This window comes from Actinomyces polynesiensis (assembly GCF_000820725.1).
Lineage (GTDB): Bacteria > Actinomycetota > Actinomycetes > Actinomycetales > Actinomycetaceae > Pauljensenia > Pauljensenia polynesiensis.
In genome coordinates, this window is the sequence record NZ_CCXH01000155.1 from 1 (window position 1) to 11146 (window position 11146).

The 11146-nt window shown below is 70.0% G+C and carries 9 protein-coding genes and 2 pseudogenes; 4 read left to right on the forward strand and 7 right to left on the reverse strand.

Translation table 11 applies throughout. The features are described 5' to 3' along the window. The 4 genes and pseudogenes from tgt to TA90_RS06870 all read left to right on the forward strand — a co-directional run. Window positions 1-1229 (forward strand): tRNA guanosine(34) transglycosylase Tgt (gene tgt / locus TA90_RS06855; RefSeq protein WP_043535331.1); only part of this gene is annotated, 1229 nt, incomplete at its 5' end. A 25-nt stretch (window positions 1230-1254) separates the two neighbouring features. Beyond that, window positions 1255-1791, forward strand: a complete 537-nt coding sequence (locus tag TA90_RS06860) for a hypothetical protein (protein ID WP_043535332.1) — start codon at window positions 1255-1257, stop codon at window positions 1789-1791. A 39-nt stretch (window positions 1792-1830) separates the two neighbouring features. After that, window positions 1831-2727 (forward strand): KPN_02809 family neutral zinc metallopeptidase, encoded by an 897-nt coding sequence (gene ypfJ, locus TA90_RS06865; RefSeq protein WP_043535333.1) that lies wholly within the window; start codon window positions 1831-1833, stop codon window positions 2725-2727. A gap of 78 nt (window positions 2728-2805) precedes the next feature. Next, a pseudogene (locus TA90_RS06870) lies at window positions 2806-4485 on the forward strand (AMP-binding protein); the annotation flags it as partial. A gap of 609 nt (window positions 4486-5094) precedes the next feature. Here the strand turns inward: TA90_RS06870 and TA90_RS06875 are convergent. The 7 genes and pseudogenes from TA90_RS06875 to TA90_RS06905 form a co-directional block, all read right to left on the reverse strand. Beyond that, window positions 5095-5499 (reverse strand): metal-sulfur cluster assembly factor, encoded by a 405-nt coding sequence (locus TA90_RS06875; RefSeq protein WP_043535334.1) that lies wholly within the window; start codon window positions 5497-5499, stop codon window positions 5095-5097. Continuing rightward, the gene (gene sufU, locus TA90_RS06880; protein WP_043535335.1) at window positions 5496-5966 is read right to left on the reverse strand and encodes a Fe-S cluster assembly sulfur transfer protein SufU; all 471 of its coding nucleotides are present in this window, start codon (window positions 5964-5966) and stop codon (window positions 5496-5498) included. Before sufU ends, TA90_RS06875 begins: the two co-directional genes overlap by 4 nt. Further along, window positions 5966-7254: pseudogene (locus TA90_RS06885) on the reverse strand (SufS family cysteine desulfurase). Before TA90_RS06885 ends, sufU begins: the two are co-directional and overlap by 1 nt. Before the next feature lie 8 nt (window positions 7255-7262). Continuing rightward, entirely contained in the window at window positions 7263-8015 is a 753-nt protein-coding gene (gene sufC, locus TA90_RS06890; RefSeq protein WP_043535336.1) for a Fe-S cluster assembly ATPase SufC, read from the reverse strand. 72 nt (window positions 8016-8087) lie between these two features. After that, window positions 8088-9284, reverse strand: a complete 1197-nt coding sequence (gene sufD / locus TA90_RS06895) for a Fe-S cluster assembly protein SufD (RefSeq protein WP_052450606.1) — start codon at window positions 9282-9284, stop codon at window positions 8088-8090. A gap of 1 nt (window position 9285) precedes the next feature. Continuing rightward, window positions 9286-10734: a Fe-S cluster assembly protein SufB gene (sufB, locus tag TA90_RS06900; protein ID WP_043535337.1), complete on the reverse strand. Its 1449-nt coding sequence runs from the start codon at window positions 10732-10734 to the stop codon at window positions 9286-9288. A gap of 40 nt (window positions 10735-10774) precedes the next feature. Next, window positions 10775-11146: helix-turn-helix transcriptional regulator (locus TA90_RS06905; RefSeq protein WP_043535338.1), on the reverse strand; the 372-nt coding region annotated here is incomplete at its 5' end.

An 11146-nucleotide genomic window follows, 5' to 3' on the forward strand; every position in this document is an offset into this window, starting at 1 on the left:
CGGTCGGCTTCGCGGTCGGTGCGCGCCTGGAGCACGGTGCCGGGCTGGGGCGCACCGGGGTCATCCGCACCCCCCACGGCGACATCCGCACCCCGGCCTTCGTCCCCGTGGGCACGAAGGCCGACGTCAAGGGTCTGGTCCCGGAGATGGTGCGAGACCTGGGGGCCCAGGCGGTCCTCGCCAACGCCTACCACCTCTACCTGCAGCCGGGCGCGGATCTGGTCGACGAGGCCGGGGGGCTCGGCCGGTTCATGAACTGGCCCGGCCCCACCTACACCGACTCCGGCGGCTTCCAGGTTCTCTCCCTGGGGGCCGGTTTCAAGAAGGTGCTCTCCGAGGAGTTCTCCGGGTCGGGGGACACCACGGACCCGCAGCTGCGCATGCAGGCCGTCAAGGCCTCGCGCGCGGTGGTCGACGAGGACGGTGTCGACTTCCACAGCCACATCGACGGGACCGTGCACCGCTTCACCCCCGAGGTGTCCATGGGCATCCAGCACCAGCTGGGCTCCGACATCATGTTCGCCTTCGACGAGCTCACCTCCCTGCTCCACCCGCGCGACTACCAGGAGGAGTCCCTGGCACGCACCCACGCCTGGGCGGCACGCTGCCTGGCCGAGCACCGCAGGCTCTCCGAAGCGCGCCCGGACCACCCACGCCAGCAGTTGTGGGGTGTCGTCCAGGGAGCCCAGTACGAGGACCTGCGCCGTGAGGCGGCCCGCACCCTGGCGGACATGGAGGTCGAAGGACAGCGCTTCGACGGCTTCGGGGTGGGAGGTGCCCTGGAGAAGGAGAACCTCGGGCGCATCGTCTCCTGGGTCTGCGAGGAGCTGCCCGAGGACCGCCCCCGTCACCTCCTGGGGATCTCGGAGCCCGACGACTTCTTCGCGGCCGTGGAGGCAGGGGCTGACACCTTCGACTGCGTGACGCCGTCGCGGGTCGCCCGCAACGCCGCGATCTACGGCCCCGACGGCCGCTTCAACATCACCAACGCGCGGTTCAGGCGCGACCTGACGCCCTTGGTGCAGGGATGTGGCTGCTACACCTGCACCCACTACTCCCGCGCCTACGTGCGACACCTCTTCAAGGCCAAGGAGATCCTCGCAGCGACCCTGGCCACCATCCACAACGAATGGTTCACCGTGCACCTGGTGGACGGCATCCGCGCCTCCATCGAGCAGGGAACCTACCCGTCCTTCAAGGCTGACGTCCTCGGACGCTTCTATGCCTGACACCTTCCGAGGAGCATCGACACCCATGCCGGACACGCACTCCGACTCCACGCCCGGACCGATCGACGCGGCCCGGCAGCCCCGCGCGCCCCTGGGTCCCGGCCAGTCACTGCCCGAGCACGCCCCACGCGAACGCGTCACCTACGACCCGGGCACGGACGCCACCTTCATCAACGTCACCGCCCAGTTCCCCGTCGAGGAGCTGCCGGTCTCCACCGTCGACTGGACGGAGTACCACGCCGAGCTCCTCGGGCTGCTCGTCCACCTGGTGGGCGGCCGCATCGGCGTCGTCGAGGTGATCGGGTGCCACCAGCTGCTCGGAGACGACCTCTGCCGCCGTGCCGTGACGGGCGCCGGGGCCGACCTCGTCCGCGTCCTCGAGGAGGGCCCGGTGACCCGACTCGCCTTCGCCACCGATCCCCGCGCGACGGTCTCCCCCGTCGCGGAGGTGGCACAGGGCGGGTCTGCTCGACCCGACCACCTGGACTCCCCAGAGGTCAGCGCGGACCTGGAGTACCACCCCAACGGGACCCTGCGCACACTCTTCCTCACCGTGCACTGACACCCGCGCAGGTCGTGCCCCCTCGGATACGCTCGGACCATGAGCTTCAACGAGGGTGTGCAGTCCGATCCGGGCCGGGTCCGCTCGAGGGGCGGGCGTCGGGCTGCGGGTGTGGGTGGCGGCTCCGTGGTGGCGCTGCTCGCGGTCTTCCTCATCGCGCAGTTCACCGGCGTCGACGTCTCGGGCCTGCTCGGTGACCAGGACTCCTCCGCGGACGGGACGACGACGGGGGGTGTCGACCTCTCCCACTGCCGCACGGGGGCGGACGCGAACGCCCACACCGAGTGCCGCATGGTGACCACCGCCGACTCCCTGGACGTCGTCTGGTCGGCGGAACTGGCGGCCCAGGACTCCGGGGTCACCTACGAGCCCCCGGACTTCGTCGTCTTCCAGGACTCGGTGTCCACCGGGTGCGGGTCGGCGACCTCCGCGACCGGCCCCTTCTACTGCCCCGCGGACTCCACGGTCTACCTGGACCTCGGTTTCTTCCAGCAGATGGAGTCCGACTTCGGGGCCGCGGACACCCCGTTGGCACAGGAGTACGTGGTCGCACATGAGTGGGGGCACCACATCCAGAACCTCATGGGGACCTTCTCCGCACACGACTCCCAGGAGCAGGGGGACCAGGGAGCGGGTGTGCGCATGGAGCTGCAGGCCGACTGCTACGCCGGCATCTGGATGAACCGCGCGTCGAGCACCGTGGACCCGGACTCGGGGGAGGTGTTCCTCCGCAGGCCAGACCAGGACGAGATCGCCCAGGCCCTGCAGACGGCGGCCGCCATCGGTGACGACCGCATCCAGGAGCGCTACCAGGGCAGCTCCGACTCCGACACGTGGACGCACGGCTCCGCCGAGCAGCGCCAGCGCTGGCTGACGACCGGGCTGGAGTCCGGCTCGATCACCCAGTGCGACACCTTCTCCGCCGACCGGGTCTGAGCGGGCACCACCCCTCTACCTACGCTTGCGTAGGTGTAGGCTGGAAGGAGCGGTCCGGAACCCGAGAGAGCGAGCAGCATGTCCACCAGCATCGTCGAGCAGGCCCACGCCCAGTACGCCCTCGGAGTGCCCTTCGAGGTCCCCGTGGCCGACACCCCGCTCTTCGAGCTGCTCGCCACCTCCGCCCGACTCCACCCCGAGCGCATCGCCCTGGACTACCTGGGCGCGACCACCACCTACGCGGAGGTCCTCGACCAGGCCGAGCGCGGCGCGCAGGTGCTCCTCGACGCCGGAGTGCGCCGCGGCGACACCGTCGCCATCGCACTGCCCAACTGCCCCCAGGCCTTCGTCGTCTTCTACGCCTGCCAGCGCATCGGGGCCGTGGCCTCGGAGCACAACCCGTTGGCGCCGGCCCCGGAGATCGCCGGGCAGCTCGAACGCAACCACGCCCGCGTCGCCGTGGTGTGGGAGAAGAGCGCGGGGGCCTTCCCCACAGACGGTTCCACCGACCTCCGCAGGGTCCTCACCGTCGACATCTCCGCGGGCCTGCCACGCACCCAGCGGCTCCTGCTCTCCCTGCCCATCGCACCGGCCCGCGAGAAGCGACGCCAGATGCGCGGCACCGCCCCCGAGGGGACCCGCTCCTGGGACCGCTTGGTCCCCCACGCCACCCGCGTGGCGGACAGCGTCCCCCTGCCCCAGGCCGGGGACACCGCGGTGGTCCTGCACACCGGTGGCACCAACGGTGTGCCGAAGTCGGTGCCCCTGACCCACCGCAACATCGCGACAAACGTCAACCAGTGCCTCTTCTGGGTGTGGATGCTGCACGAGGCAGGTGAGACGTTCTACAGCCTGCTCCCCTACTTCCACGCCTTCGGCCTGACCTTCTTCCTCTGCGCGGCCACGAAGCTCGCCGCCACGCAGGTGCTGCTCCCCAAGTTCGACCCCGGGATGGCCCTGGAGGCCCACCGGCGCCGCCCCGTCACCTTCTTCGTCGGCGTCCCACCGATGTTCGAACGGATCCTCGACCGCGCGCTGGAGGAGGGGACCGACCTGACGTCCATCCGCTACGGGGTGGCCGGCGCCATGCCCCTGTCGGGCGAACTGGCCCGCCGCTGGGAGGTGGCGACCGGAGGGATCATCGTGGAGGGCTACGGACTCTCGGAGACCTCCCCCGTCATCTCGGGCGCGCCACTGTCCCCCGCACGCCGCCACGGCGTCCTCGGGATCCCCTTCCCCTCGACCCAGCTGCGCCTGGTCGACCTGGAGGACCCCAGCCGGGATGTCGAGGACGGACAGCCCGGCGAGATCATCGTCAAGGGACCCCAGGTGTTCTCCGGCTACCTCGACATGCCCGAGGAGACCGCGCGCGTGTTCACGGAGGACGGGTGGTTCCGGACCGGGGACATCGGGGTGAACCACGAGGGCTACATCACCATGGCGGACCGGAAGAAGGAGCTGATCCTCTCCGGAGGGTTCAACGTCTACCCCAGCCAGGTCGAGGACGCCATCCGGACCATGCCGGGCGTGCGCGACGTCGCAGTGGTCGGGCTCCCCTCGGGGGACGACCGTGAGGACGTCACGGCCGCGCTCATCCTCGACGAGGGCGTCACCGGGATCACCCTGGAGGACGTGCGGGCGTGGGCGGAGAAGTCCCTGTCGCACTACGCACTCCCCCGCAAGCTGGGGATCATCCCCGAGATCCCGCGCAACCAGCTCGGCAAGGTCATGCGCCGCGCGGTCAAGGCCCAGCTGCTGGATCCCGCGTCCCGCCTGTGGGACCAGACCTCACACGCCGTCGGTGACGCGATCGCCCCGGTCATCGACCGCGTGGGGCCCCTCGCCCAGTCCATCGGGCAGGGCGTCGGCGAGGCCGTCGCCGGCGCGTCGGGTGTGGTCGGTGACGCCGTGGCCTCCGCCTCGGAGGCCGTGCGTGACAGGCTGCCGGGGTCGCCCTCGTCGACCTCCCCGCACGAGGACGCCGACGGCCCGGCCGACGCGGGGGACACGGAGCACCCGGACGCACCGGACAGGGGCGCGGACGACGGGGCACGGGGCACGGCCGGACCCGGGACGGGCGCGTCCTGACACACACCGTCCATGGGGTGGCCGACCGGGACACGCTCCTGGTCGCCGCCGCTTGCGCCGGAACGCGTCGTGCCACGCACCTGCGTGTGGTGGCGCCCGCCCCCGTCGCCGGCGCAGACCTCTGGACCGGCAGAGGGCCCCCGACCAGCGGTGGGCCCGCGACGAGCGGTGGGCCGCGGACCCGGGTCAGGGCTCACTGCCTCCCGTGGGCCGCAACTGAGCGGACCTCGCGGTCAGAAGTGAGCGGACCTCGAGATCAGAAGTGAGCGGACCTCGCGGTCAGACGTTGAAGCCGATGGCCCGCAGCTGCTCGCGGCCGTCGGGGGTGATGCGGTCGGGTCCCCAGGCGGGCATCCACACCCAGTTCACGGTCACCGAGGCCGCGAGCCCCTGGAGGACCATGTCCGTCTGGCGCTCGATGACGTCGGTGAGCGGGCACGCCGCGGAGGTCAGGGTCATGTCGAGCTGCACGTTGTCGTCGGCGTCGATGCTGATGCCGTAGAGGAGCCCGAGGTCGACGATGTTGATCCCGAGTTCGGGGTCGATGACGTCCTTGAGGGCCTCGGCGACATCCGCGCCGGCCAGGCTCCCGTGCTCCTCGATGTCGGGCCCGCTCCCCTGCGGGGGGGCCACGGGGGCGAACCGCTGCTCGACCGGGTCGGGCTGGGCCATGGGGTTGCTCATCGTGTGCCTCCTGCGATGTCGGTGCCGAGCTTGGCCAGGGCGTCACGCAGGGCGTACCACCCCAGCAGGGCGCACTTGATACGGTTCGGGAACTGCGAGGTGCCCTCCAAGGAGGCGGCGTCCCCGAGCAGGTCGAGCGTCTCCTCCGGCACGCCGTGGCCGCGCGAGTGCATCATCTGCTCCATGGCCGCGTAGAGCTCGCCCACCTCCTGCGTGGGCTGGCCGACGACCAGGTCGCTGAGCATCGACAGCGAGGCCTGGGAGATCGAGCACCCGTCCCCATCCCAGACCAGGGAGGAGATCCTGCCCGCGTCGTCCAGGGAGACCCCCAGGGTGACCTCGTCGCCACAGGTGGGGTTCACCTGGTGCGAGCTCGCCCCGATCCCCTCGGCGAGCACCCCGGCGCCGTGGCGCTCACGGGAATGGTCGAGGATCACCTGCTGGTAGAGCTGTTCGAGGCTGGACATCAGTTCCCTCCGAAGTAGGACCGCACCTGCGCCAGGGCGGCGACGAGAAGGTCGACCTCCTCCAGCGTAGTCGTGGGGGCGGCCGAGGCCCGGGCGGAGGCCCGGACACCGAAGAAGGTGTGCAACGGGATCGCGCAGTGGTGGCCGACGCGCACGGCCACGTCCTGGGCGTCGAGGACCTGACCGACGTCGTGGGGGTGGACCCCCTCCACGGAGAAGGCCACGACACCGATGCGACCGTCGGCCTGCGTCGGACCGAGCACGCGGACACCGGGCACGGAGGAGATCCCCTCCAGCAGGGCGCGGGTGATGACCTCCTCATGGGCGGCGAGCCGGTCCATGCCGAGGTCGGAGAGGTAGTCGAGCGCCGCGGACCAACCGGCGATCTGGGCGACGGGCTGGGAGCCCGCCTCGAAGCGCTCGGGCGGGGGCATGTACTCGGTGGCCTCCATGGAGACCGTGGCGATCATCGAACCGCCCATGAGCACCGGGGGCATCGCCTCCAGCAGCTCCCTGCGGCCCCACAGGGCCCCGATGCCGGTGGGACCGAGCATCTTGTGGGAGGACAGGACCGCGAAGTCGACCCCGAGGTCGGCCACGTCGATGGCCAGGTGCGCGCTCGACTGGCAGGTGTCGAGCAGGACGAGGGCGCCCACTGCGCGGGCCGCAGCCACGATCTCCGCGACCGGCGAGATCGCCCCGGTCACGTTGGACACGTGCGTGAAGGCGACCAGGCGCGTGTTCGCGGTGATGACCGGGAGGGTGTCCAGGTCGATGCGCCCGTCGGGGGTGAGGTCGAGCCAGGCGAGCTCCGCCCCCGTGCGCGCGCACAGCTCCTGCCAGGGCACGAGGTTGGCGTGGTGCTCGGCCCGGGTGACGACGATCCGGTCCCCGGGGCCGATGCGCAGGCGCTCCGCCTCCGCGCCCCCACGTCCGACGGAGGCGTTGCCGATCGCATAGGCGACGAGGTTGATGCCCTCGGTGGCGTTCTTCGTCCACACGATCTCCTCGGGCGCGCCGCCGATGAAGTCGGCGACGCGCACCCGGGCGTCCTCGTAGACGGCCGTCGCCTCGTCACCCAGCAGGTGGGTGCCACGGTGGACGGCGGCGTTGTGGCGGCGGTAGAACTCGAGCTCCGCGGCGATGACGACCTCGGGCTTCTGCGACGTGGCCGAGGAATCGAGGTAGGCGATGGGCCGCCCCCGCGCCCGGTGCGCTCCAGGATCGGGAAGTCACGCCTGATGGCGTCCAGTTCCGCGGCGGTGAAGTCGCCCTGAGAGGTCGTCATCGCCGTGCTCACAGACCGAGGTACTTGTCGTAGCCCTCTTCCTCAAGCTGGTCAGCCAGCTCGGGGCCACCCTGCGCGGCCACGTGCCCGTTGACGAAGACGTGGACGTGGCTGGGGTGGATGTAGCGCAGGATGCGCGTGTAGTGGGTGATGAGCATGACGCCGCAGGCGGTGTCGTCGTGCACCCGGTTGACACCCTCGGAGACGATGCGCAGGGCATCGACGTCGAGACCGGAGTCGGTCTCGTCCAGGATCGCGAAGGAGGGCTTGAGGAGCTCCATCTGCAGGATCTCCAGGCGCTTCTTCTCGCCACCCGAGAAACCGACGTTCACGTCGCGCTCGGCGAACTCGGGATCCATGCGCAGGTTCTCCATGGAGGTGCGCACGTCCTTCACCCAGGAACGGATCTGGGGGGCGTGTCCGTCCACGGCGGTCTTGGCCGTGCGCAGGAAGTTCGACACCGAGACGCCGGCGACCTCCACGGGGTACTGCATCGCGAGGAACAGGCCTGCCTTCGCGCGCTCGTCGACGGTCATGTCCAGGACGTTGCGCCCGTCCAGGAGCGCCTCGCCCCCGGTGACCGTGTAGGCGGGGTGCCCGGCCAGGGCGTAGGCCATGGTGGACTTGCCCGAGCCATTGGGGCCCATGATCGCGTGGATCTCGCCGGTGTTGATCGTCAGGTTGACGCCCTTGAGGATCTCCTTCGGCCCGTCGGAGGTCTCGACACTGACGTGCAGGTCCTTGATGTTCAGGGTGGACATTGTGCTCTTTCTCTCCACACCGGCACGGGGGCCGGACTGGTCGTTCAGGGATGGCGCGGGTGGCGCCGGGGTTCAGCGGACGGCGGTCGTCTGGCGGTCACGTTCGGCCTGCGCGGCGAGCTCCGCCTCGATGGCCTCCATGAGGTGGGACTCGACCTCGGGGACCCCGATCTGGTCGATGAGCTCCGCGAAGAAGCCCCGCACGACGAGGCGCCGCGCATCGGCCTGCGAGATCCCACGGCTCATCAGGTAGAAGAGCTGCTCGTCGTCGAAACGTCCGGTGGCCGAGGCATGCCCGGCCCCCTTGATCTCCCCGTTCTCGATCTCCAGGTTGGGGACGGAGTCGGCCTTGGCGCCCTCACTGAGGACCAGGTTCCGGTTGAGCTCATAGGTGTCGGTGTTGTCGGCGTCCTGCCCGATCAGGCAGTCCCCGATCCACACGGAGTGCGCGTCCTTGCCCTCCAGGGCGCCCTTGTACGTCACCCGGGAGTAGCAGTCGGGCTGGGAGTGGTCCACGAAGACCCTGTGCTCGAGGTGCTGGCCGGCGTCGACGAAGTAGAGGCCGAGCATGGTCAGCTGCCCGCCGGGGGCGCGGAAGTCGGTGTCGGCAGACAGGCGCACCAGGTCCCCGCCCAGGGAGACGACGATGTGGCGCAGCACGGAGTCGCGCCCCAGCGACATGCGCTGGTTGGACGCGTGCAGAGCGTCGTCGTCCCACTCCTGCAGGGACACGACCGTCAACTGCGCGCCGTCCCCGGCGCTGATCTCCACGGTCTGGTTGAGGGAACCGCCACCGCGGTGGCTGAGGATGACGGTGGCCTCGCTCAGCGGGCCCGCGTCGATCACGAGGTGCTGGGCGCGCACGCCCTGCACGTCGTCGACCGTGATGAACACCGGACGCTCCAGCACGGCCTGGTCGGGCACGGTCACGACGGTGGCGGTGCGGAACCGGTCCCAGGCCACGACGGCCGTGCGGTCCCCGGGCTCCAGCACCGTGCCCAGGCGCTCGTCGTCGCGGCCCACCACCTCGACGGTCACCGGCTCCGGGGCCTCGACCCGCAGGGGGGCGTCGCCCTCGTCGTAGTCGGCGGGGTCGAACAGGGGACGGATACGCCTGATGGGCGTGAAACGCCAGTCCTCCTCGCGCCCACGGGGCACCGGGATGTCCTCGGGATCGAAGGAGGTCGGGCGGTCCGCCCGCGAGGAGTGCGAACTCGTCTCGGCCGCACCGTGTGAATGGGGAGTTGCCATGGATTCGGCGATGCTCATGTCAGCCGACAGATCCTTCCATCTGGAGTTCGATGAGGCGGTTGAGTTCGAGGGCGTACTCCATGGGGAGTTCCTTCGCGATCGGCTCGACGAAGCCGCGCACGATGGTGGCCATGGCCTCGTTCTCGTCGAGCCCGCGGCTCATCAGGTAGAACAGCTGGTCCTCGGAGACCTTCGAGACGGTGGCCTCGTGGCCCATCTCGACGTCGTCGGTGCGCACGTCCACGTAGGGGTACGTGTCCGTCCGGGACATCCGGTCCACGAGCAGCGCGTCGCAGAGCACGTTGGACTTGGAGTGGCGGGCACGGGTGTTCACCTGGACGAGTCCACGGTAGGAGGTGCGCCCACCGCCCCTGGACACCGACTTCGAGACGATCGAGGACGACGTGTGCGGAGCCATGTGGACCATCTTGGCGCCCGTGTCCTGGTGCTGACCGGGACCGGCGAAGCCGATGGAGAGCGTCTCGCCCCGCGCGTGGTCACCCATGAGGTAGCAGGCGGGGTACTTCATGGTGATGGCGGAGCCCATGTTGCCGTCGATCCACTCCATGGTGCCCCCCTCCTCCACGATGGAGCGCTGGGTCACCAGGTTGAGGACGTTGGTCGACCAGTTCTGGATCGTCGTGTAGCGCACACGGGCGTCCTTGCGCACGAAGATCTCCACGACCGCCGCGTGCAGCGAGTTCGTGTCGTAGATCGGCGCGGTGCAGCCCTCGACGTAGTGCACGTAGGAGCCCTCGTCGGCGACGATCAGCGTGCGCTCGAACTGTCCCATGGCCTCCGTGTTGATCCGGAAGTAGGCCTGCAGGGGGATCTCCACGTGGACGCCCTTGGGGACGTACGCTAAGGAGCCGCCCGACCAGGCAGCCGTGTTCAGCGCGGCGAACTTGTTGTCGCCGGCGGGCACCGACTTGCCGAAGTACTCCTCGAAGATCTCCGGGTACTCCCGCAGCCCCGTGTCGGTGTCGAGGAAGACGACACCCTGGCGCTCCAGGTCCTCCTGGATCTGCTGGTAGACGACCTCGGACTCGTACTGGGCGGCGACACCCGCCACGAGGCGGTTCTTCTCCGCCTCGGGGATGCCCAGGCGGTCGTAGGTCTCGCGGATGTCGGCAGGGAGGTCCTGCCAGTCCTTGACCTGGTGGTCGGTGGGGCTGACGTAGTACTTGAAGGCGTCGAAGTCGATCCCGGAGAGATCAGGACCCCAGGTCGGCATCGGCTTGCGCTCGAAGATCTCGAGCGCCTTCAGGCGCCGGGCCAGCATCCACTCCGGTTCGTGCTTGCGCGCCGAGATGCGACGCACGACGTCCTCGTTGATCCCCGTGGGGACGTCACGCGAGTAGTCGTCGTTGTCGTGCCATCCGAACTCGTAGGCGCCGATCGACTCGATGATCTCGTCATCGGCCCGTCGACGGTCCTCCGTGGTGGGCACCGGCGGTGACTGGGTCATGGTTTCCTTTCCTCCGAAGTCGGCGTGTGGCCGGGCCACACTACTTGCGCAGCGCGGCCCGTGCAGCCGGACGGATGATGGGCACGCCCACAGGGATGTGGGTCGTGCACACGTGCTCCCCACCCGCGAGGGTGGCGAGCCTCTGGACATGGACTCCGAGGAGCCGGGAGAAGGCCTGGGTCTCCGCGTCGCACAACTGGGGGAAGTCCTCCGCGACCTGCTGGATCGGGCAGTGCCCCTGGCACAGCTGGATCGCGATCTTCCCTCCCCCGATGTCGCGCACGGTGGCGGAGTATCCGTCCTGCGTGAGGGCGTCGGCCAGTGCCTGGGCCCGGACCCGCAGGTCGGTCCCCGCCTCCCGGACGACCGGGGCATAGCGACGCTCGATCTCGCGGGACCGTGCTGCCGCGAA

What these genes read in the sequence shown, in the direction of transcription:
- sufU (WP_043535335.1), bottom strand. Translation starts at nt 5,966, where the DNA reads ATGTCCAGCCTCGAACAGCTCTACCAGCAGGTGATCCTCGACCATTCC.
- sufB (WP_043535337.1), bottom strand. Translation starts at nt 10,734, where the DNA reads ATGACCCAGTCACCGCCGGTGCCCACCACGGAGGACCGTCGACGGGCC.
- TA90_RS06875 (WP_043535334.1), bottom strand. Translation starts at nt 5,499, where the DNA reads ATGAGCAACCCCATGGCCCAGCCCGACCCGGTCGAGCAGCGGTTCGCC.
- ypfJ (WP_043535333.1), top strand. Translation starts at nt 1,831, where the DNA reads ATGAGCTTCAACGAGGGTGTGCAGTCCGATCCGGGCCGGGTCCGCTCG.
- TA90_RS06860 (WP_043535332.1), top strand. Translation starts at nt 1,255, where the DNA reads ATGCCGGACACGCACTCCGACTCCACGCCCGGACCGATCGACGCGGCC.
- sufC (WP_043535336.1), bottom strand. Translation starts at nt 8,015, where the DNA reads ATGTCCACCCTGAACATCAAGGACCTGCACGTCAGTGTCGAGACCTCC.
- sufD (WP_052450606.1), bottom strand. Translation starts at nt 9,284, where the DNA reads ATGAGCATCGCCGAATCCATGGCAACTCCCCATTCACACGGTGCGGCC.